Raw genomic sequence first — 20,556 nt, 5'->3', positions numbered from 1 at the left:
AGGAGATCGCCCGTGGCCACCAACCAGCCGAGCAACGCCCCCGAGACACCCCAGAACGACGCGCGCGACGACACCAGCGCTGCCGCCGTGCTCACCGATAGCCGCTTGGACGGGACCCCCGGCGGAGGCCTTGGCGGTACCGCCGCGGCGGAGATGGACCCGCAGGGAGCACATCCGGCGCGGGCCGCCACACCGCGAGCCGGAGCCGCCGACACCGATGGCCTGCCTGGCCATCCGGAAGCCGAGGCTCGCGCCCAGTCCGCGACCGCGGAGCCGCACCCGCGCGCGCAATGACGGACGTCGACGTTGCCATCATCGGCGCCGGTGCTGCCGGCATCGGCGCGGCGCGCTGGCTGCACGGGCGCGGCCTGAATGTGCTGGTGCTGGAGGCGAGCGACCGTATCGGCGGGCGCGCGTGGACGCTGGGCGTCCAGGGCATGCCGCTCGACATGGGCTGCGGCTGGCTCCACTCGGCGGACCGCAACCCGTGGGTGACGATCGCCAAGGATGCCGGCTTCGCGATCGACCGCAGCGAGACCGCCTGGGGCAAGCAGCTGCGCGACCTGGGCTTCCCGCCCGAGCAGCGCGAAGCGGCGGACCGCGCGTTTGAAGCGTGGGATGCGCGGCTGCGCAGCGACCCGCCGCCAAGCGATCGTGCCGCCGATGCGCTCCCGCCCGAGGGCGAGTGGAACGCTTATGTCGAGGCGCTGAGCGGCTACATCAACGGGACGGGGCTCGCCGACCTTTCGGTGGCCGATTACCTTGCCTATGACGATGCCGCGACCGACGACAATTGGCGCGTGCGCGACGGCTACGGCACGCTGGTGGCGGCACAGCTGCCGCCGGTGACGGTGGCGCTCGGCACCCCCGTGCGGCGCATCCGCGACGAGGGCGGCCATCTGGTGCTGGAGAGCCCGCGCGGCGCCGTGCGCGCGCGGACGGCGATCGTGACCGTCGCGACGCCGGTGCTCGCCCGCGGAGGGATCGCGCTTCCGGCCCGCTACGATGCCCGCTGCCATGCCGCTGCGCAGTTGCCGCTTGGGCTCGCCAACAAACTGTTCCTGCGATTAGAGGAGCCGGAGGCTGTGCCGCCGGACAGCCACCTGCTCGGTAACCCGCACGCCAGCGAGACCGGCAGCTATTATCTGCGTCCGTTCGGGCGGCCGGTGGTGGAATGCTTCTTCGGCGGCAGCGGCGCTGCGGCGCTGGAGGTTGCGGGCCCGGACACCACCGCGACCTTTGCACGGGAAGAGCTCGGCGCGCTGCTCGGCACGGAGTTCGCGCGAGGCCTGCGGCTGATCGCCGCCTCTGCATGGGGCCAGGCGGACGGCTTCGGCGGATCGTACAGCCATGCCCTCCCCGGCCATGCCGATGCCCGCGCCGTTCTCGCGAGTCCAGACGACCGGCTGTTCTTTGCGGGTGAGGCCTGTTCGGCGAGCGACTTCTCCACCGCGCACGGCGCCCTCGCCACCGGCGAAGCTGCTGCCGAAGCGGCACTCGCCGCGCTGGCCTAAGCCACCCCCCGCTTTCGAACCGCACGTCTGCGCAGGCAGGCCGGGCGCGCAGTGTTGGCAGGCTGGACAGCCGGCGCACCGAAGCGCGCCGGCTTTCCGTCAGTAGTTCTTCGAGTAGCGTACGCTGACGTTCGATCCACCGAACGACCCGGTCTGCGAGAGCACGCTCAGCGCCTTGGTCAACGCCACCTCGAGCTGGGTGGCGGTGAAGCCCCGCGCGTCGGTGATGATCTCGATATAGATGTCGTCGGTCAGGTACTGGCCGGCAGCCAGCGCGGTGCCGCGGCCCGTCGCCTCGTCGCTTCCCAGGATCCGCAGCCGGTCGATGCCGGTCGCCGAGCGCAGCTTGCCGAGCGGGTTGAGCCCGCCGCCGCCCGAACCGCGCAGCGAGTTGAGCGCCGCCGCCAGCTGGATCGCCTCGGTCGCCGACAGGTCGGTCACCGAGCGGCCGAACAGCAGCCGTGCCAGCACCTCGTCCTGCGCGAGCGCGGGGGTGGAGGTGAAGGAGATGCGCGGCGCCTGGGCGGTACCGGCGACCAGGATCGTCGCGGTCACGTCCTCGACGGTGGTGTTCGCCTCGATGTCGATCACCGGGTTGGTGAAGTCGTCCCCTTCGAAGCTGATCTTGCCGCGGTCGACGTCGAACTCCTTGCCGGCGAACGAATAGGTGCCGCGGATCAGGTCGAGGCCGCCGGCGATGCGGGGCGCCGCCGAGGTGCCGCCGATCCGCAGGTCCGCCTTCCACTCAGACTCCAGGCCCATGCCCGACACGTAGAGCTGGTTCTGCGCGCGCACCCGCAGGTCGAGCTTGAACAGCCCCACCGGTGCTGCGCGAGCCGCCGGCTGCGGGTTGGCCGCGGCCGCACGGATCTCGCTCTTGCGGCGAATGCCGGTGAGCTCGGGAACCTCCGACGCGCCCTGGAACGCGATCTGGTAGCGCGCCTCGGGAATGTTGAGCTGGCCCGTGATCGAGCCGCCCTGCGCATTGTTGAGCACGCGGATCTGGCCGCTCGCCGACGCGCCGAGCGCATCGCTGCGCGCCAACTGGGCATTGTCGAGCGTCGCCTGCACGTCGATCGGGAAGCCGCTGTCGGCGGCGAGGCCGACGCTGCCCTTCGCCGAAAGACTGCCCTCGCCGGCCCGCGCGTTGAGCGTCACCAGCTCGAAGCGGTCGTTGTTGAACCGGCCGTCGATCTGCATCCGGGTCAGCCGCGTACCGAGCGCCTCATTCTCGTAGGTGAGGTTGTTGGCGCGTACGACGCCGGTCAGCCGCGGCGCCTGCACGCGCCCGCTGAAGTCGGCGGCGATGCCGATCGGCCCCGACAGCTGCTGGTCGGTCAGGCCCGCGAAGGAGAAGAGCACGCCTGCCGGGCCGTTGTAGCGAATGCCGCCCGACAGGGGCGCCGCCATCAGGCGGGTCGTCCACGATCCGGCACCCGGCGCCAGGGGACGCAGGTTCGCGACCATGCGCCCGACGGTGGTGGTGCCCCGGCGGATGAGTGCCCGGCCGCTGCCGCCCTCCGGCCGCAGGTCGCCCGCGAAGACGACGTCGACCGGATCGGAGACCGCCGCCAGGCTGGAGCGGGTGAAGTTGCGAACGGTCAGCCGCGCATCCGCCTGCGGGAAGCTCGCCCCGCTCGGCTGTGCGAAGTCCAGGCTGCCGGTGGCCGTGCCGCCGAGGCCCAGGCCCGGCACGAACGCGTTGAGCAGGCTCACGTCGAGGCTGTCGAGCCGCGACTGGAGCGTCATGCCGGCGCCGTAGGAGCCCGCGATCCGCATAGAGCCGCGATCGAAGTTGATGCGCGTCGGGTAGAGGCGGTAGCCGCCCGAACCCGGCACGATCCGCGCAGGGTTGGCGGTGCGGAAGTTGACGTTGTTGCCCACGCCCTGCAGCGCCACGAGATACTCGTTCGGGTTGAGCCGGGCGTTGGCGGCCACGCGGAACGGCACGCCCGAGGAACCCTCTGCCAGCAGCTGCGCCGTGCCGTTGCCGCCGCGATAGTTCACCTTGGCACGGGCCCGCGTCACGACCATCTCGCCGCTGCGGAAGTTGCCGAGCTGCGCGTCCGCCACGATCTGCGGCTGGTCGTACAGCACGGCCGAGGCGGTGACGATCGCCTGGCCGATGGTGATCCCATCCTGGCCGGGAATGCGGGCGTTGTAGGCGCGCGCGTTCAGGTCGGCCCGCTGGTACTTGCCCACCGCGCCGAGGTTGGCGAAGCCGTTGATGCCCGAGCCCGAGAAGTTCAGGCGCCCGGCGAACGGCCCCGCATTGGTTGCCTGCACGCGGCCGTTGATGTCGACGCCGGCAAAGCGCGCCGAGCGGATGTCGGCCGTCAGGCGCGGTGCCGTGCTCAGCAGGACGTTCGCGTTGAACGGGCCATAGTTGGTGCCGCCGGACGCGACGATCGCATAGCGATCCCCCTGCCCACGCACGTCTGCCTTCAGGTCGACCAGTCCAATTCCGACGCCGGGACGCGGCGCCCGCAGCGACACCACCGGTGCCGCCATGGAGCCGGACACGCGCGCGGTGAGTGGGCCGTATTGCGTCGAATAGGCGTCTGCGTTGACCAGCAGCGGCCCGGCCGGATCGTAGCGGCCCGAGCCGCGCAGGATGCGGAACTGGGGCGCGCTCAGCTTCAGGTTCGAGAAGCTGATGATGCCTTCCGGGCTGTAGGCGATGTTCGCTGAGGTGGTCGCATTGCCGCCCAGGAAGTTGCGGATGCCCTCGTTGAACAGCTGCTTGGTCTGCGCGACCACGCGGCCGCGGATGCCGTAGCCCCCGTTGGCAGCGGTGTAGAGGTCGGCATCGGTCTGCAGGTTGATGATGCCGATGCTGGCGATCTCGTAATTGTTGATCCGCCCCTTCAACGCGCCCGTGTAGCGGCCGGTCGAGAGGTTCGCGGCGATGATCGCGGTCGCGTCGATCCGGTCGGAACGGAGGCGCAGGTTGTCGGAGAGCACCTGGTCGCCGTTGCTGATCGCGAGATCGCCGTTGATCGCGACGTTCGTCACCAGCCCGCCAACCGCGGCATTGAGGCCGGAAATGCGCCGTGCCTTGGCGTTGATCGGGATCAGGATGCGTTCGCTGTCGATGGTCGCCTTGCCCTCGGCATAAAGCTGCTCGACGACGGTTTCGCCGAAGCCGATGGCGGCAGCCTGGACCTTGTAGTCGACGGTGGGCGTGCGGAACGGACCGTCCAGGACGACCGCGGCGCGCACCGAGCGGCCGTTGAGGTTGGGCGCGATCGAACCGGGGGTGAGCAGCATCGCCTCGACCCGGAAGTCGCCGAAGCGGCTCTGGCCGAGATCGACCTTGCCATCGGTCGCGACCGAAAGCGCGTCCGAACGCAGGCGGAGCTTGGCGTCCACCACCCGCTCGTCGAGCGCGGTGTCGAGCGCGATCTGCAGGCGCGGCGCGGTCAGACGTTCGACCGGTCCCTCGAGGTAAAGCCCCGGACGCGCGAAGCCGCGGACCTGGAAGTTGCCCGAGCGGCCGAGGACGTTGAGATCGACGAGCGGCTGCCCGCCGAGCGTGCCGGCCGCGCGACCGCGCCAGTCGCTCCAGGCACCACGGCCGTCGACGTTCAGCACCAGCGGCGCCTTTAGCCCGGCAAGGCCTGCGACCAGGCCGTTGCTGGGCGCGGTCACGCGCAGGTCGACGTCGAGCTTGTTGTCGTCCGGCACCGCGTCCAGGCGCAGCACCAGCCGGTCACCGCCGGCAAGCCCGCCCCCTGCGATGGTGCCGGCGTTCGCCTGGATCTGCGCGCGTCGGTCCGCGATGTGCGCCTGGCCGTCGATCTTCGCGACATAGCGCTGCCCCGCGACCGCCGGCCCGATCTCCAGGCGGCCGACCGACAGCTTGTTGACGTCGATGTCATAGTCCGGGAGCAGCGGCCCCTGGTCCTCGCTCGGCGGGGTGGCGAGCAGCACGGGATTGCGATCGTAGCGGATCAGCGGGCTGGTCAGCGAGCGCACGTCGACATGGCTGCGGACGAAGGCGAACGGACGCCAGTCGATCGCGACCTGCGGCGACGAGGCAAAGACGCCCTTGGTGTCGCGCAGTTGCAGGTCGTGGATCACCATCGCGCCGTAGAGCGATCCCTCGATCCGGCCGACGTGGACCTTCAGGCCCGAGGCGGTCGAAAAATTGTTGATCTGGCGGACCAGGATGCCCTGACCGGAGCGGGTGTTCAGCCCGATCACCAGCACGACCAGCAGCAGCACCAGCCCTGCCAGGACGATGGCGACCCATTTGGCGATGCGCTGCCACAGCGGCCGACGATCGACCACCACGACGCGCTCTTCGCCGGCGCCGGGTTCGCGGATCACTTCCTCGGCCATCAGAACGCCTGCCCGATCGAGATGTAGAGGGCCACCTTGGACTCGCCTTCGCGCCGCTTCAGCGGCGTTGCGACGTCCACGCGGAGCGGGCCGAAGTTGGTGTAGAAGCGGCCGCCGATACCGGCGCCGAAGCGCAGGTCGGAAGCGTCGGGCATCGTTCCTTCATAGACCTGCCCTGCATCCAGGAAAGGCACGATCCCGAAGTTGCCGAAGCGGTAGCGCGCCTCGATCGCGAACTCGTTGAGGCTGCGGCCGCCGATCGGATCGCCGTCCGGGGCGCGCGGCCCCAGTTCCTGGTAGCCGAAGCCGCGGACCGAACCGCCGCCGCCCGCATAATAGCGCCGCGAGGGCGCGAGATCGTCGCGATCGATGCCGAAGATGCTGCCGGCGCGTGCCCGGCCGGCGAGCACGATGCTGGACGTCACCGGATAATAGGCCGTGCCCTCGACCATGAAGCGGCCATAGGGCCTGACGTCGCCGCGCACCGAAGTCTCGGGGCTTGCGTTCAGCTTCAGGCGGAAGCCCTTGGTCGGGTTGAGCAGGTTGTCGGACGTGTCGAACCCGCCGAACAACGGCAGCGCCGCGACGAAATAGGTGCCGCGGTCGCGCTTGTTCGTCTCGAAGCCATAGGAATAGGTGAAGCGCTTCTGCCAGATCGGCGTGGAATCATAGGAGATCTTGCCGGCAAGGGTGCCGGTGAACGCCTCATAGGCCTCGTAGTTGGAGTGGTTGGCCGCTGCGGTCAGGCTGACGGTACGATCGCGCTTGCCCGCGTTCTGGCGCCGGAAGGTCGCGCTCAGGCCCTGTTCCTGGGTACCGGCGACGCCGGCGATGATCAGCGCGCCTTCGGGCGGGAAGAGGTTGCGGTGCGTCCAGGAGCCCTCGACGCGCACACCCTGGCCGGTGCCATAGCCCGCCTCTGCCGCCAGCGTGCGGGCCGGTCCGGCCGTCTGGTGCACGGCCAGGTCGACGTATTCGGTTCCATCCGGCGCAAGCTGCCCGGTACGTTTCGGTTCCACCGAGACGCTGGAGAAAAGCCCCGTTCCCACCAGCGCGTCGCGCAGGTCGTCGACCTTGCGCGTATCGTAGAGTTCCCCCGGCTCGAAGCGCGCCAGCACGCCGACATGCTCCGCGTCGAAGGCCAGCTTGCCGTCCGTCGTATAGCCACCAAACGAGGAGCGCGGGCCGGTGTCGACCGGCAGCGTATAGTCGCCGGTCACCGTCTGCTCGTCGAGCAGGATGTCGCGCTCGCCCACCTTGACGAAGGGATAGCCCTGCTGCGGCAGCTTCAGGCTGACGTTGGCCTCCGCCGCCTGCACTCGCTCCGCGATGATCGGCTCGCCGACCTTGAGCGGCAGTTCCTTGTCGACCAGGTTCGGCGGCGTCGTCGGCGCCGCATCCACCTTGATCGAGGCGAGCTTGTACTGCGGGCCGGGCGTCACGTTGATCGTCACCTGGACGGTGCCGCCCTCTTGCTGCTCGACCGTCGAGACGGCGGTGCCGTCGTAATAGCCCTCGGCATGCAGGATACGGACTGCGAGCTGCTCGTCCTCCTTGGCACGCGCGGTGATCATCGCCGCGTTTGCCGCCTTGGTGCCGTCCTTCTTGAGCGAGGACAGCGCGTCGAAGCGATCGAGCGTGTCGATGTCGTCCAGGCCGTTGACCGCCACCTTGTAGCGGATCTCGGCGCCTTCCTTGTCGTCGACGCCCGCGACTTCGACCGGGTTGGCGTCGAACGTCGCGATCGGCGGCAGCGGCTGCGCGAGCTCCGCCTCCTCGGCCAGCGGCGCGTCCGGGATCGCTTCGCCCGCGGTTGCGCCGGTCTGGGGCGCATTCGCCGCGGGCGTGGCTGCCGGCACGTTGGGCTGGGCGGATGGCGTGGCGGAAGGCATCGCCTCCAGCGGTGCATTGATGTCGCCGCTGAGCGGGGGAAGCGAGCTGTCGAACTCTGCCTCGGGAACGATGTCGCCCTGCGGCTGGGCGGCAGCGGTCTGCCCATCCTGGGTGCGCGTATCCGCGGGCCTTGCCGCAGGAGCCCCGCCGGCTTCGGTTGCAGGCGGTGCGGAGAGCTGGGCGACCGGAGCAGCGATCGCGGACGGCATCACAAAGGCACTGGCCAGCAGGCTCCAGTACAGCTGTCGACGAGAATCCCCCACTTGCTCCCCTTTACTCCCAGGCGCCCGCGCGCGCCCGTCCCCGGACCGCTCTAAACCCGTAACGAAGCAGCTTGGTTCCCGCCCGCCCCGGAATCGTTTCGGGTGCATCCAGATCGCGGCGGCGCGCGTTGCAGCCGGGACGATCGAAAGCGAGGAATGACAGATGACCGACGCCGCGACCCCTTCCGGCAGCGCGCCTGCCGCCGGCCAGAGCGCACCCGACGTCGATCCCACCGAGACCAAGCTCCACCCGGAACCCCATGAAGTCCCGGGGGTGGAATCGACCCACCCGTGGCAGCATCCCTGGGCCGCGTGGAAGTCCATTCTGAAGCGGGTCTACACGATGGACGGCTATCACAACCTGTCGCTGATGGCGGCGGGCGTCGCCTTCTACTGCTTCCTCTCCTTCGTGCCCCTGCTCGGCGCGATCGTGATGACCTATGGCCTGGTCGCCGACCCGAGCACCGTCGCCGAGCACATGAAGACGATCTTCGAACTGGTGCCGGCGGATGCGGCGCGGCTTATCTCCGACCAGCTGATCTCGGTCGCGACCACCGCGGCCTCCAAGGCCGGGCTGGGTCTCGCCATCGCGCTGTTCTTCTCCATCTATGGTGCGATGCGCGCGTCGAGCGCGATCATCCAGGCGCTGAACGTGATCTATGAGGAGGAGGAGAGCCGCAACATCATCCAGACCACCCTCGCCTCCGCGCTGCTGACGGTGGGCGCGGTGCTGGCGGCGCTGGTCGGCCTCTTCTCGGCAGGTGCGCTCGGCTACCTCCAGACCGCGGTCGACGTGCTGGGCCGCGCGGGCGTCATCACCATCCAGATCCTCACCTGGCTGGTCGCGATCGCCATCGCCAGCAGCACCTTCGCATTCATCTACCGCTACGCGCCGGACCGGGCGCGGGCGCAGTGGCAGTGGCTGTCGATCGGCTCCGTCGCCGCGACGCTGCTGTGGGGTATCGCGACACTGGGGTTCGGCGTCTATGCCGCGAACTTCGCCAACTACAACGCGACCTATGGGGCGCTCGGCGCAGTCGTGGTGCTGCTGATGTGGCTCTATGTCTCCTGCTACGCCGTGCTGATCGGTGCGGAGATCAACGCGGAGTCCGAACGCCAGACCGGCGTGGACTCCACGACCGGCCGCCCCCGCCCGCAGGGGCGCCGCGGCGCCACCATGGCCGACCAGCTGCCGAGCAAGCGCCAGCACAAGCCGCGGCGCGACAAATATTGAGCGGACCGCCGCCACCCCGGCCGCATGGCCGGGGTGGCGGAACTCGACTCGCCTGCCGGACGTAGTGGCGGCTCGAAGGGATCAAATCCAAACCTATGTTTAGCTGGAAGCACGAGGCGCAGGAGCGCCTGGAAGCGATGATGTTCGCCCATGTCGGCGAGCGCGACTTTCCGTGCGTCGGCGCCAAGGCCGCCCTCGCCAAGGGCACGCTGGAAGTGTTCGGCTGCACCCGCATCGACAGCGCCTGGGACGACGTGCGCATCCACGACGCGCTGCTGCGCTTCGCCCAGGCCTATCGCCGCGACAAGACCATGTACCGCAGCTTCGCCGTCGTCTTCGACGGCCCCGACGACCTGTCCGAGGCAGCGTTCGAGCGTGCGCTGTGGCAGCGCGTCCAGTCGCTGTCGGACAAGGACGTGTGGCGGGGCCAGGAGTATGACACGCGCGTCAGCCCGGACCCCGAGAACCCGCACTTCTCGCTGAGCTTCGGCGGCGAGGCGTTCTTCGTGGTGGGCCTCCACCCCAACTCCAGCCGCCCTGCCCGGCGGTTCGAGCGCCCGGCGATGGTGTTCAACCTCCACGACCAGTTCGAGCGGCTGCGCGCCGAGGGCAAGTACGAGAGCATGCGCGAGAAGATCCTGGTGCGCGACGAGGCGCTGGCAGGATCGCGCAACCCGATGCTGGCACCCCACGGCACGTCCAGCGAAGCGCGCCAGTACAGCGGGCGCGAAGTCGACGCGGGCTGGCGCTGCCCGTTCCATTATTCCGGAGACGCCTGATTTCGACCCAAGTCATTCCCGAGCGCAGCGGCACCGCCTTTCGACTGGCGAAGGGCGAGACGCTGACGGTGATCGATCCGCGCGGCGAGCAGGTCGCCGACCTGCTGGCGTTCAACGCGCACGACCTGGACGAGGTGATCTCCTCGGGCCGGACGCTCGACTATGCCGAAACCATTTACCTCACCACCGGCCACCGGCTCTATTCGAACCGGTCGCAGGTGATGCTGGAGATCATCGAGGATACGGTGGGGCGGCACGACTTCCTGCTGACGCCCTGCTCCTACGATACCTTCCACCATTTCTACCCGAAGCTGCCGCCGCATCGCGGCTGCTTCGGCAACCTGGCGGCGGCGCTGGAGCCCTATGGCATCGCGCCCGACCGCATCCCGGTGGCGTTCAACTGCTTCATGAACGTGCCGATCGACGGCGAGACGGGCAAGCTCAAGGTGCTGCCCCCGATCAGCAAGGCGGGCGACTTCATCCGCCTGCGCGCGCACATGGACCTGGTGATCGGCCTCACCGCCTGTTCGGCGCCCGATTCCAACGGCGGCACGTTCAAGCCGATCCACTATCGCGTGGAGCCGACGGGATCGGAAAGTTAGTCTAAGGTTAGGCCAACGCAACACGCTGCACCGCGATTTTCTGTCGACTCTGCAGAGGGTTGAGAGGGATGCGGCCGTCATGTCGCCACCGAAGCATCTTGCGCGCATGTAGGACAGCTGTCTGCAACATGTGCCCCATGGACGAGGCGGCTCGCACATGCTCTATCCACGCCCGGCGACGGGGGTTGTCGCCATGGGGGAGAGACGGCTTGCTGATCCTGTTGGTCGCGGCGCTGATGTTTCAGGCCGAGGGCGCGGCCGCGCCGGCTCCGGCACAGAAGGCGAAGCTTCGGGGCAATCCTGCGAAGTGGTTCGGTGCGAAATACTATCCGGCCGAAGCTGTGGCCGCGCGGAAGCAGGGGTTGGTGGCAACCATTCTCCGGGTGGACGAACAGGGCGCGGTTGCGGAGTGCACGATCTCGCAATCCAGCGGGTTCGACCCGCTCGACGAGGGTACCTGCGACCTGATCGTCGAGCACGTCTCCTTTTATCCTGCCAAGGACGACGCCGGACGGCCGGTCGCCTCCGAATACCCCCTGCGCGTGACTTGGTACTTGGCTCACTAGGCCGACAGGCCGGTGCGTTGCGGCTGAGGCTCAGGCAGCTGCTTGTGCGAGCAGCCACAGGAGGAAGGCGGCCGGCGCCAGCAGGGTGCCCAAGGGCAGCCTGTCGGTGGCGGCGAGCGGCCGGCCCAGGATGCGGGTGACGAGCACCACCGCCAGCCCCAGCAGGCAGGCGAGCAGCAGCACCAGCGGCAGCGCGTGCCAGCCGAGCCAGAGGCCGATCGCGCCGAACAGCTTGGGATCTCCCCCGCCAAGGCCGACCCGGCCGCGGAGGCGGCGGTAGGCGGTTGCGACGAGCCATAGGGCCGCAAAGCCGGCAGCGCCGGCGATCAGCCGGTCCGGAAGCGATGGCGGGATACCGAGCAGCCCGGTCCCTAACCCGAGGAGCGCCAGCGCCGCGGTGAGCGGATTGGGCAGCCAGAAGGCGCGCAGGTCGATCGCCGCGAGCGCCAGAAGCAGCCAGCCGAAGACCGCGCCGGCGATCGCGGGAAGCTCGGTAGCGGCAAGCCCGCTGGCGACCCCGATGGCGAGGCCGAGCAGCTCCACCACGAGATGGCTTGGCGCGATGGTGGCGTCGCAGCTTCGGCAGCGACCACGTTGAACGAGGAAGCTCGCCAGCGGTACCAGCTCGATCGCGCGGAGCGTTCGCCCGCAACCGTCGCAGGCGGACCGGCCGACGAGGCTCGAACGCCCCTCCGGCCAGCGGATCGCGAGGGTGGCGATGAAGCTGCCGAACACCAGCCCGAGCAGCCCCAGAGCGGCGGGCCAGATCCAGGGTTCAACCATGGGAAGTCGCGCCGGGGCTTACATATCCTCGCCAGGATCGACGCCCCACAGGCGGGACTGCTCGACATATCCGCCGCGGCCCTTCACGTCGAAATAGCACCAGCCGGCCGAACAGCGGCTGAGCCGACCGACGACGCCCGGTGCGGCGCGCCAGTCGACGTGCGCCGAGCCATTGGGTGCGGAGCGAAGCTCGACCAGCCCGCCGTTCACATAGCCGGTGCGCTGGTCGGAAAGCAGGCCGACCTGCATCCACCCCTGGGTGCCGTCCGGATCCTCGACCTTGCGCCAGTCCTGGTAGATGTCGACCACCTTGATCGGCAGGTCGGCGCGGCGGAAGGTCCAGCTGACCGGATAGTTCTTGCCGGGGCCGGTGCGCATCCGTGCCTCGCCCGCGGCGATGGAGGCGTAATAGGGCGGCTTGCGCTTTTGCGCGGCTGCCTCGCCGGCGGGAACCACCGCCGCGGCCAGGATCGCCGCTCCGCCAAGCCAAACCACCGAATGCCGCATGTGTCGTCCTCTGTTGTCCCCCGGGGCGCACCGTAGTGCGTTCGGGCCGCCGGCTTCAACCGCCGTGCACGCCCAAAGGCGAACATCCGGGCGGAACCTCAGCGCGGCCGATGCTTTGGTTAGATACCCCCAACCAAACCGGAGAAGCTGCCGTGAAGAAGCTGATTGCCCCTGCCCTGCTGCTCGCCTGTGCGATGCCGCTGGGTGCCTGTTCCACGCTGGCCGGTGCCGGCATCGGCGCGGCGGGCGGTGCCGGCGTTGCTGCGGCGACGAACGGCGATGTCGAGAAGGGTGCTGCGGTCGGCGGCGTCGGCGGCGCGGTAGTCGGAACAGTCGTGGACGACTGAGCCCGCACGGGCGTCTCTCGCGCCCAGAAGACAAGGGCACGGTCGCGATCGGCGGCCGTGCCCTTGTTCGTATCAGTCGCCGGTCAGGATGCGGTCGACCAGCTGCTTCACCGTCGGCACGAACCCGTTCGAGTAGAAGGGATCGCGCTTGAAGTTATAGGCGGCATGGCCGGCGAACATCAGGTTGTTGTCGACGGGACCGCCATGGGCGATGTCCTGCAGCGTCTTCTGGATGCAGAAGCTGCGCGGATCGGCCAGGCGCCCGGTCGAGTTCGTCTCGGTATCCGCCCAGGACGAGAAGCTGCACTGGCTGAGACACCCCATGCAGTCCGCCTGGTCCTTGCGGATGATCTGCTTTTCCTCCGGCGTCACGAACACCAGCGTGTTGTCCGGCGTCTTGAGCGCATCGGTGAAGCCGGCGCCGAACCATTCGCGTGCGCGCAGCAGGTCGTTGCGCGTCACCCAGAAGTTCTTGCCCTTCACGCCGACGTCCAGCTGGAAGCTGTGGTCGCCGGCTTCCTGCGTGGTGAAGGCGATCTGCCGGTCCGAACGCGCTTCCAGGCTGCGCAGGAACGGGTTGCGAACGGCGGACGAATAGAAGCCGGTCGGCGAGAAGCGGTGGAGAAGGACGTCGCCCTCCTCGATCTGCATCAGGCGCTGTTTCCACTCTTCCGGGATCGGGCTTTCCTGGGTCAGCAGCGGGCGGGTGCCGAACTGGAAGGCGATCTTGCCGAGCTCGGGATTGTCGATCCAGTCGTTCCAGTCGCGCAGGTACCAGACGCCGCCGGCCATCACGATCGGCACATCGTCGGAAATGCCGCCCTCACGCATGGTGTCGCGCAGCGCCTTCACGCGCGGATAGGGATCCTGCGGGGCGAGCGGGTCCTCTGCGTTCGAGAGGCCGTTGTGGCCGCCGGCGAGCCAGGGATCCTCATAGACCACCGCGGCGAGCCATTCGGCCGCCTTGGAATAGGCGCGCTTCCACAGCGCGCGGAACGCGCGACCGGAGCTGACGATCGGGAGATAGTGGACGTTGTGCTCGGCCGCGATCTCGCTGAGCTTGTAGGGCATGCCGGCGCCGCAGGTGACGCCTGCGACCATGCCGCGGGTGCGCTCGAGCACGCCCTGGAGGACGCGCTGCGCGCCGCCCATTTCCCAGAGCACGTTGATGTTGATCGCGCCCTTGCCACCGGCGATCTCCCAGGCGCGCTTCACCTGCTGGACGGCGCCCTCGATCGCATATTCGACCAGTTCCTCATGGCGTTCGCGGCGGGTGAGCGCGCGATAGACCTGCGGGATGATCTTGCCCTCGGCATCATAGCTGTCGGCGTTCACTGCCGAGACGGTGCCGATGCCGCCGGCTGCCGCCCAGGCACCCGCAGACGCGTGGTTGGTGGCGGCAACGCCCTTCCCTCCCTCGACCAGCGGCCAGACCTCACGGCCGTTGTAGGTGATGGGGGACAGACCTTTGAACAAACCAACCTCCGAATGATGCCGACGAACCGGCTGGGCGGACCAGCGATGCGCGCCTTTACCGACCAATCCCCTCGTACGCGAGAGAATTACACTTGGGGCGACAGCGCCCCGGGCTTGCCCATCGCCTGCTCATAGAGCGCGGCATAGGCAGCAATCATCGTCTTCTCGTCGAACAACGCACGAGCGCGTGCCTGGTTCGCGGCGCCCACGCGGCCGCGCGCGGCGGGGTCCTGCGCCAGCACCTGGAGCCGATCGCGCAGGTGCACCTCGTGCCGATCGATGCCCATGTAGGGGGTGTTCTCCTCCGCCACCATCTGCGGGATGTCGCCGACCGGGGGCGCCACCACGGGTAGGCCGGCGGCCATCGCCTCCATGACGGAGATCGGCTGCTGCTCGCTCTTGGACGAGAGGGCGAAGATGTCGAACAGACCCATGTAGCGATGCGGCTCGGGCAGGAAGCCCGGCAGGTGGACGCGGTCCTCGATCCCCATCGCCTCGGCCGCGTCGAGGATCGCCTGGCGCTCCGGCCCGTCGCCGACCAGCACCAGCTGCACGTCCTCGACGATGCCGCCGACGGCGCGCACCAGCAGCGGCAGGTCCTTCACATCGCGGAAGCCCGCCAGCGAGCCGATCACGACCTCGCCGGGATTGCGGCGGAAGCCGGGGATCGCGTCGGGCGCGCAACCTGCGGCGTAATTCTCGACCGGAATGCCGTTGCCGATGCGGTGGACGCGTGCGGGCGGCTGGCGCCAGGTCTTGAGCGCGATCTCCTCCAGCGCATGGCTGGGCACCACCAGCGCGTGGGCGGCGCCGAGCGCGAAGCGGCGGTACATGTTGCGCACGGGGCTCAGCCGCTGGGCCTCGTCCTCGTTGAAGCCGTCTTCATGGTGGACGACGGGCGGCATGTTCTTCCCGAAGGCGCGGCGCGCCATCACGCCGTCGATCGCGCCCCAATTGTAGGTGAGCACCAGGTCGAAGCGGGAGGCGTAGCGGGCGATCGCCTCGTAGCGTGCGACCGAGGGCTTGCCGGTGAGCGGCGGCGGGTTCTGCGCGATCTCGTAGCGGATGCCCTTGGCGATCCAGTCGCGCGCGCCGGTCTGCTCGGGCACGCCCGAGACGATGGTGTGGACGGCGCGGTCGCCCCAGGCGTTCATCAGCCGGACGGCGCGCTGCTCCTTGCCGCCGGGCGCGAAGCTGGAATGGAGGTGGAGGATACGGACGGGCATCGGGAGACCTTCAGGCGAGGCGGGCGAGGAGGCGGTCGATCGCGGCGGCGGCCTCCGGCTCCTCCAGCGTCGGCGCGTGGCCGGTGTTCGGGACGGTGACCAGCTCCGCGTCGGGCAGGCGCTCGGCCATGCGCTCGGCAACCTCGGCCGAGAGGATGTCGGAGCGGTCGCCGCGGACCAGCGCCACCGGCCGTCCGCGCAGCGCGTCGAGCGCGGGCCACATGTCCGGCCCGGCTTCGTTGCCGGGCACGCGGAACGGCTCGGCGATCTTCATGTCATAGTCGAGCAGGATCCGGCCGGACGAATTGAGCCGGTACAGGCGCTTGGCCATGACCAGCCAGTCGGCGATGCCGTAGGTGGGATAGGTCTCGCCATGCGCGTCGGCGAGCGAACGGGCGGCGTGCATCCAGGTCGGATGCCACAGCTGGCGCCCGACATAGCTGCGGATGCGGCCGAGACCCGCCGGCGACAGCTCCGGCCCCACGTCGTTGAGAAGCGCGCCCGCCACGCGCTCGCGCTCGGTGGCCGCGAGCAGCATGGTGAGGATGCCGCCCATCGACGTGCCGAAAAGGATCACCCGGTCGAGCTGAAGCTGGCCGAGCAGCGCGTCGATGTCCTGCAGGTAGGTGAGCGGGACATAGGTCATGGGATCGCGGGCATAGGCGCTCTCCCCGCGGCCCCGCATCTCCGGCACGATCACCCGCCAGTCGCCCGAAAGACGCGCCGCCACGCCTTCGAAATCGCGGGCGTTGCGGGTGAGGCCGTGAAGGCAGAGGATCGGCGGGCGGTCGGCACGGCCTGCGTAATCGCGGAAGTGCAGCCGGAGCCCGTCGTTGGACCACCAGAAATCATCCTGCCAGGCGCCGGCACGGGGCGGGTTGCGTCTGTCGGTCATCGCTCCCCATATCGCCGTATGGCCAATCGCTCGCAACCCAATCCGTCGACCGTCCCCTATCGGCCCGAACAGGCGATCCTGGAGCTCGGCCCCGAATTTTACGATCCGGTGGCGGCGGCGGACTTTCCCAAGACGATCCTGCGGTTCCGCAACGATCGCGCGGCGGCGAGCGTGGGGCTCGACGCGCTCGACGATGCCGAGTGGATCGCGCATTTCGGACGCTTCCAGCCGCTGGCGGACAATCTGCAGACGCCGCTGGCGCTGCGGTACCACGGGCACCAATTCCGGTCGTACAATCCCGACCTGGGCGATGGGCGCGGCTTCCTGTTCGCGCAGATGCGGGATGATCGCGGCCGGCTGATGGACCTGGGCACCAAGGGGTCGGGGCAGACGCCGTGGAGCCGGTTCGGCGATGGGCGCCTGACGCTGAAGGGCGCGGTGCGCGAGATCCTGGCGACCGAGATGCTGGAGGCGCTGGGCGTCGAGACCAGCCGCACCTTCTCCGTCATCGAGACCGGCGAGGAACTGACGCGGGGCGACGAGCCCTCCCCCACCCGCTCCGCCGTGATGGTGCGGCTGAGCCACGGGCATATCCGCATCGGCACCTTCCAGCGGCTCGCCTATCACCAGGACGCGGAATCGATGGAGCGGCTGGTCGGCTATGTGCTGCGCCACTTCTATGGCGAAGAGCCGGGCGAAGACGGGCCGGTGCGGCTGCTCGACCATGTGGTGACCCGCACGGCACGGCTCGCGGGCCAGTATATGGCGGCGGGCTTCGTCCATGGCGTGCTCAACACCGACAACATCAACGTGTCGGGCGAGAGCTTCGACTATGGCCCGTGGCGCTTCGCCCAGACCTGGGACCCGGCGTTCACGGCCGCCTATTTCGACCATGCCGGGCTCTACGCCTTCGGGCGCCAGCCGGAGGCGATCTACTGGGACGCGATGCAGCTGGCGGTGGCGCTGCGCACGCTGGTGGATTCCGAGCCGCTGATCGCGGTGCTCGAGCAGTTCGCGCCGCGCTACCAGGAGGCGGTGCGCCAGGCGATGCTGTGGCGGCTGGGCGTGACGCCGCGTGGCGAGGCCGAGGATCGCACGCTCGTCGGGCAGATGGAGCTTGCCCTGCGGGAGACGAGCGCGCCGGTGGACGCCTTCTTCCACGACGCGTTCGGGGGCACGCTGCCGGACGAGCCCCGCTATGGCGAGGCCTTTGCCGCGGTGCGCGCGGCGCTCGCCGGGTATGCGCCGCGCAAGCCGCGCGACCACCCGCATTGGGACGCGGCACCGTGCAAGCTCTCGATCGAGGAAGTGGAGGCGATCTGGGCACCGATCGCCGAGGCGGACGACTGGTCGGCGCTCCACGACAAGGTGACGCAGATCCGGCAGCTGGGCGAGGCGCTGCGCTAGGCGTGGCGCCCGGGCTGGCGAACTGGCTTCCGCCGCAGCTTTGGGGCACACAGGTTCTCGCGCTTCACCACGAGGGCCAATGAGCGACACCGAACTCGTCTCGACCGAACCCGCAACCGGCGCCTTTCTGTGGCGCGGCGCCTGCGGCAACGTCGACGCGGAAGTCACCGAGGCGCGGGCGAGCTGGCCGGCCTGGGCAGCGCAGCCCCTGTCCTATCGCGCGGAAGCCTTGCGCCGCTTCGCCAACGTGGTGCGTGCGCGTGGGGAGGACTTCGCCGACCTGATCGCCCGCGAGACCGGCAAGCCACTGTGGGAAGCACGCGGCGAGGTGGAAGCGGTGATGGCGAAGGTCGACACGTCGATCTCCGCCTTTGCCGAGCGCACCGGGCAGCGCCGGCTCGACGCGCAGATGGGTTCGCGCCTGGCGCTGCGGCACAAGCCGCACGGGGTGCTGGCGGTGCTGGCGCCGTACAATCTGCCTGCCGACATTCCCAACGGCCACATCGTGCCCGCGCTGCTGGCGGGCAATGCGGTGGTGTTCAAGCCTTCGGAAAAGACGCCGGCGACCGGCGCGTTCCTGGTCGACTGCTATCGGGCGGCGGGCATTCCGGAAGGCTGCGTGCGGCTGCTGATCGGCGGGCCCAACACCGGCCAGGCGCTGTCAGAGCACCCGCTGATCGACGGGCTGCTGTTCACCGGATCGGCGCGCACCGGCCTCGCCCTCAACCGCCGCTTTGCCGAGCATCCGGAGAAGATCCTGGCGCTGGAGATGGGCGGCAACAATCCCATCCTGGTGTGGGACACGCCCGATCTCTACACGGCCGCGGTACTGGTGGTGCAGTCCGCCTTCCTGGGCGCCGGGCAGCGCTGCACGGCCGCGCGCCGACTGATCGTCGATCAGCGGTTGGCCGATCCGCTGCTGGAGCAGGTGAATGCCCTGATCGACCGGATGATCATCGACGTGCCCCACGCGGATCCCGCCCCCTTCATGGGTCCGGTGATCGACAATGATGCCGCCGACCGCCTGACCGAGCGGTTCCTGAACCTGTCCGGCAAGGGCGGCCGCCCGATCCGCTATCTGGAGCGGCCGGTCGAGGGGCGTCCCTTCGTTACCCCGGCAATGGTTGACATGACCGAGGCGGGCGAACGCCCGGACGCCGAGTTCTTCGGGCCGCTGCTCCAGGTCATCCGCGCCGAAAGCTTCGAGGCCGCGGTCGCGGAGGCGAACAACACCCGCTACGGCCTGTGCGCCGCGCTCGTGAGCCAGGACCCCAGGCGCTACGACGCCTTTTGGGCGAACATCCGCGCGGGCGTCATCAACTGGAACCGGCCGACCACCGGCACCTCGCCCAAGGCGCCGTTTGGGGGCCTGGGCTGGTCGGGCAACCACCGGCCGGGTGCCTTCTACGCGGCGGACTATTGCGCCTATCCCGTCGCCTCGTCGGAGGCCGAGCAGGCGCGCGCGTCTATCGGCGTCGGGTTGCGCGACGGCTGAGCGCAAGGCTCGCAAAGTTTCACTAGGGACGGGCGAAGCAAGGGTGGCGTTGCGGCCGCGCGCGCGAACCGCCATTTGCCCAGCATGCCGACGCTACTCGATCCGCACGCGCGTGGGCGCGTCATCCTGGTGGGCGCAGGACCCGGCGATCCGGGCCTGCTGACCGTGCGCGCAGTCGAAGCGCTGAAAAGCGCCGACGTCGTGGTGCACGACGGGCTGGTGGACGCGCGGGTGCTCGACATCGCCCCCGCCGCCGCCCAGCGCATCTCGGTGGCCAAGCGGCGCTCGCGCCACACGCTGCCGCAGGAATCGATCAATGCGCTGATCGTCGCGCATGTGAAGACCGGCGCCATCGTCGTGCGGCTGAAGGGCGGCGACCCGTTCATCTTCGGCCGCGGTGGCGAGGAGGTCGAAGCGGTGCGCGCGGCAGGGCTGCCGGTGGAAGTGATCCCCGGCGTGTCGGCGGCACTGGGCTGTGCGGCCGGCGCGATGCTGCCGCTCACCCACCGCGACTGGTCTTCGGCGGTGAGCTTCGTCGCCGGCCAGTGCAAGGGGCTGACCGACCAGGACTGGTCGGGGCTTGCCGGCAAGGGCCGCACGCTGGTGATCTACATGGGCGTGGCGACCGCCGAGGCGATCGCGGACAAGCTGATGGCGGACGGCGTTGCCCCGGACATGCCGGTGGCGGTGCTGGAGCGCGGCACGCTGCCCGGCGCGCGGGCGTTGCGCACGCTGCTCGCGGACCTGGGCCAGATGGTCGGGCGCGAGGGCGTGCAGAGCCCGGCAGTGATCGTGGTGGGCGAAGTGGTCCAGCTGGCGGATGCAGAGGACAAGCTGGGCGCCTGGGCGACCGCAGCGGAGGCAATGGCGTGAAGATCCTGACGGGCAATGATCTGGCGAGCGGTGACGTGGTGTGGTGGACCGGCAATGGCTGGTCCCGGCACCTGGAGGACGCGGTGGACGTCGGCAGCAATGGCGAGGCGATCGCCCATGTCGAGGAAGCCGCGCTGCGCGTGAACGTGCCCTATGTGATCGACGCGGAGGCGACTGCCGAGGGCCCCCGCCCCGCCCATATCAAGGACCGCATCCGGGCGCTCGGCCCGACGGTGCGGCCCGACCTGACGCTGAAGCCTGCCGATCCCGATGCGGGAAGCTGGGTGATCTGAACAACTGCCGCGGCGCCAACCGGCGCGCGATCCCGGCGGATGCCGGTGTGACGAGGGTA

General features: G+C 69.4%; 18 protein-coding genes. 11 read left to right on the top strand and 7 right to left on the bottom strand.

The features are described 5' to 3' along the window. The first annotated feature begins 12 nt into the window (after nt 1-12). Nucleotides 13-294: a hypothetical protein gene (locus tag ABDZ92_RS15040; RefSeq protein ID WP_125960346.1), complete on the top strand. Its 282-nt coding sequence runs from the start codon at nt 13-15 to the stop codon at nt 292-294. After that, entirely contained in the window at nt 291-1,514 is a 1,224-nt protein-coding gene (locus tag ABDZ92_RS15035) for a flavin monoamine oxidase family protein (protein WP_125960347.1), read from the top strand. The genes ABDZ92_RS15040 and ABDZ92_RS15035 overlap by 4 nt, the downstream gene beginning before the upstream one ends. Before the next feature lie 99 nt (nt 1,515-1,613). Here the strand turns inward: ABDZ92_RS15035 and ABDZ92_RS15030 are convergent, their stop codons facing one another. Then, the gene (locus tag ABDZ92_RS15030) at nt 1,614-5,858 is read right to left on the bottom strand and encodes a translocation/assembly module TamB domain-containing protein (protein ID WP_125960348.1); all 4,245 of its coding nucleotides are present in this window, start codon (nt 5,856-5,858) and stop codon (nt 1,614-1,616) included. Next, on the bottom strand, nt 5,858-7,960 hold the full coding sequence (locus ABDZ92_RS15025) for an autotransporter assembly complex protein TamA (RefSeq protein WP_343763925.1): 2,103 nt from the start codon (nt 7,958-7,960) through the stop codon (nt 5,858-5,860). The genes ABDZ92_RS15030 and ABDZ92_RS15025 overlap by 1 nt, the downstream gene beginning before the upstream one ends. A gap of 217 nt (nt 7,961-8,177) precedes the next feature. Here ABDZ92_RS15025 and ABDZ92_RS15020 point away from each other — a divergent pair, with 217 nt between their 5' ends. From ABDZ92_RS15020 to ABDZ92_RS15005, 4 genes are all read left to right on the top strand, one after another. Beyond that, nucleotides 8,178-9,248, top strand: coding sequence for a YihY/virulence factor BrkB family protein (locus tag ABDZ92_RS15020; RefSeq protein WP_164521232.1), 1,071 nt, complete (start codon nt 8,178-8,180; stop codon nt 9,246-9,248). Nucleotides 9,249-9,343: 95 nt separating this feature from the next. Beyond that, nucleotides 9,344-10,027, top strand: a complete 684-nt coding sequence (gene gntA / locus ABDZ92_RS15015) for a guanitoxin biosynthesis heme-dependent pre-guanitoxin N-hydroxylase GntA (RefSeq protein ID WP_125960349.1) — start codon at nt 9,344-9,346, stop codon at nt 10,025-10,027. Further along, on the top strand, nt 10,027-10,629 hold the full coding sequence (locus tag ABDZ92_RS15010) for a DUF1989 domain-containing protein (RefSeq protein WP_425542296.1): 603 nt from the start codon (nt 10,027-10,029) through the stop codon (nt 10,627-10,629). The genes gntA and ABDZ92_RS15010 overlap by 1 nt, the downstream gene beginning before the upstream one ends. A gap of 209 nt (nt 10,630-10,838) precedes the next feature. After that, nucleotides 10,839-11,195, top strand: a complete 357-nt coding sequence (locus ABDZ92_RS15005; protein WP_164521233.1) for a TonB family protein — start codon at nt 10,839-10,841, stop codon at nt 11,193-11,195. Nucleotides 11,196-11,225: 30 nt separating this feature from the next. On the opposite strand, the gene ABDZ92_RS15000 is transcribed toward ABDZ92_RS15005, so the two are convergent. Further along, complete coding sequence (locus tag ABDZ92_RS15000) at nt 11,226-11,978, bottom strand: prepilin peptidase (RefSeq protein WP_125960352.1); 753 nt, start codon at nt 11,976-11,978, stop codon at nt 11,226-11,228. An 18-nt stretch (nt 11,979-11,996) separates the two neighbouring features. Beyond that, the gene (locus ABDZ92_RS14995) at nt 11,997-12,485 is read right to left on the bottom strand and encodes an SH3 domain-containing protein (RefSeq protein WP_125960353.1); all 489 of its coding nucleotides are present in this window, start codon (nt 12,483-12,485) and stop codon (nt 11,997-11,999) included. Nucleotides 12,486-12,637: 152 nt separating this feature from the next. On the opposite strand from ABDZ92_RS14995, the gene ABDZ92_RS14990 reads away from it, so the two are divergent. Then, the gene (locus ABDZ92_RS14990; RefSeq protein WP_206432181.1) at nt 12,638-12,832 is read left to right on the top strand and encodes a hypothetical protein; all 195 of its coding nucleotides are present in this window, start codon (nt 12,638-12,640) and stop codon (nt 12,830-12,832) included. 72 nt (nt 12,833-12,904) lie between these two features. Here ABDZ92_RS14990 and ABDZ92_RS14985 read toward each other — a convergent pair whose 3' ends face one another. The 3 genes from ABDZ92_RS14985 to ABDZ92_RS14975 form a co-directional block, all read right to left on the bottom strand. Beyond that, the gene (locus tag ABDZ92_RS14985; protein WP_125960355.1) at nt 12,905-14,308 is read right to left on the bottom strand and encodes an NAD(P)H-dependent flavin oxidoreductase; all 1,404 of its coding nucleotides are present in this window, start codon (nt 14,306-14,308) and stop codon (nt 12,905-12,907) included. Between the two features lie 86 nt (nt 14,309-14,394). After that, the gene (locus tag ABDZ92_RS14980; RefSeq protein WP_125960356.1) at nt 14,395-15,534 is read right to left on the bottom strand and encodes a glycosyltransferase family 4 protein; all 1,140 of its coding nucleotides are present in this window, start codon (nt 15,532-15,534) and stop codon (nt 14,395-14,397) included. 10 nt (nt 15,535-15,544) lie between these two features. After that, the gene (locus ABDZ92_RS14975) at nt 15,545-16,429 is read right to left on the bottom strand and encodes an alpha/beta fold hydrolase (protein ID WP_206432175.1); all 885 of its coding nucleotides are present in this window, start codon (nt 16,427-16,429) and stop codon (nt 15,545-15,547) included. A gap of 18 nt (nt 16,430-16,447) precedes the next feature. Here ABDZ92_RS14975 and ABDZ92_RS14970 point away from each other — a divergent pair, with 18 nt between their 5' ends. From ABDZ92_RS14970 to ABDZ92_RS14955, 4 genes are all read left to right on the top strand, one after another. Beyond that, the gene (locus ABDZ92_RS14970; protein WP_206432176.1) at nt 16,448-17,836 is read left to right on the top strand and encodes a protein adenylyltransferase SelO family protein; all 1,389 of its coding nucleotides are present in this window, start codon (nt 16,448-16,450) and stop codon (nt 17,834-17,836) included. 79 nt (nt 17,837-17,915) lie between these two features. Further along, nucleotides 17,916-19,331: a succinylglutamate-semialdehyde dehydrogenase gene (locus tag ABDZ92_RS14965; protein ID WP_125960359.1), complete on the top strand. Its 1,416-nt coding sequence runs from the start codon at nt 17,916-17,918 to the stop codon at nt 19,329-19,331. 84 nt (nt 19,332-19,415) lie between these two features. Further along, a complete protein-coding gene (gene cobA, locus ABDZ92_RS14960) occupies nt 19,416-20,204 on the top strand; it encodes a uroporphyrinogen-III C-methyltransferase (protein WP_125960360.1) in 789 nt (262 codons plus the stop codon). Continuing rightward, complete coding sequence (locus ABDZ92_RS14955; protein WP_125960361.1) at nt 20,201-20,497, top strand: DUF2849 domain-containing protein; 297 nt, start codon at nt 20,201-20,203, stop codon at nt 20,495-20,497. Before cobA ends, ABDZ92_RS14955 begins: the two co-directional genes overlap by 4 nt. Nucleotides 20,498-20,556 lie beyond the last annotated feature (59 nt).

Origin of the sequence: Sphingomonas molluscorum (assembly GCF_039522995.1) — a bacterium.
GTDB lineage: Bacteria > Pseudomonadota > Alphaproteobacteria > Sphingomonadales > Sphingomonadaceae > Sphingomonas > Sphingomonas molluscorum.
This window is presented reverse-complemented; position numbering and strand designations above follow the sequence as displayed.

What these genes read in the sequence shown, in the direction of transcription:
- ABDZ92_RS15035 (WP_125960347.1), top strand. Translation starts at nt 291, where the DNA reads ATGACGGACGTCGACGTTGCCATCATCGGCGCCGGTGCTGCCGGCATC.
- ABDZ92_RS15030 (WP_125960348.1), bottom strand. Translation starts at nt 5,858, where the DNA reads ATGGCCGAGGAAGTGATCCGCGAACCCGGCGCCGGCGAAGAGCGCGTC.
- ABDZ92_RS15025 (WP_343763925.1), bottom strand. Translation starts at nt 7,960, where the DNA reads ATGCCGTCCGCGATCGCTGCTCCGGTCGCCCAGCTCTCCGCACCGCCT.
- ABDZ92_RS15020 (WP_164521232.1), top strand. Translation starts at nt 8,178, where the DNA reads ATGACCGACGCCGCGACCCCTTCCGGCAGCGCGCCTGCCGCCGGCCAG.
- gntA (WP_125960349.1), top strand. Translation starts at nt 9,344, where the DNA reads ATGTTTAGCTGGAAGCACGAGGCGCAGGAGCGCCTGGAAGCGATGATG.
- ABDZ92_RS15000 (WP_125960352.1), bottom strand. Translation starts at nt 11,978, where the DNA reads ATGGTTGAACCCTGGATCTGGCCCGCCGCTCTGGGGCTGCTCGGGCTG.
- ABDZ92_RS14995 (WP_125960353.1), bottom strand. Translation starts at nt 12,485, where the DNA reads ATGCGGCATTCGGTGGTTTGGCTTGGCGGAGCGGCGATCCTGGCCGCG.
- ABDZ92_RS14980 (WP_125960356.1), bottom strand. Translation starts at nt 15,534, where the DNA reads ATGCCCGTCCGTATCCTCCACCTCCATTCCAGCTTCGCGCCCGGCGGC.
- ABDZ92_RS14975 (WP_206432175.1), bottom strand. Translation starts at nt 16,429, where the DNA reads ATGACCGACAGACGCAACCCGCCCCGTGCCGGCGCCTGGCAGGATGAT.
- ABDZ92_RS14970 (WP_206432176.1), top strand. Translation starts at nt 16,448, where the DNA reads ATGGCCAATCGCTCGCAACCCAATCCGTCGACCGTCCCCTATCGGCCC.
- ABDZ92_RS14965 (WP_125960359.1), top strand. Translation starts at nt 17,916, where the DNA reads ATGAGCGACACCGAACTCGTCTCGACCGAACCCGCAACCGGCGCCTTT.
- cobA (WP_125960360.1), top strand. Translation starts at nt 19,416, where the DNA reads ATGCCGACGCTACTCGATCCGCACGCGCGTGGGCGCGTCATCCTGGTG.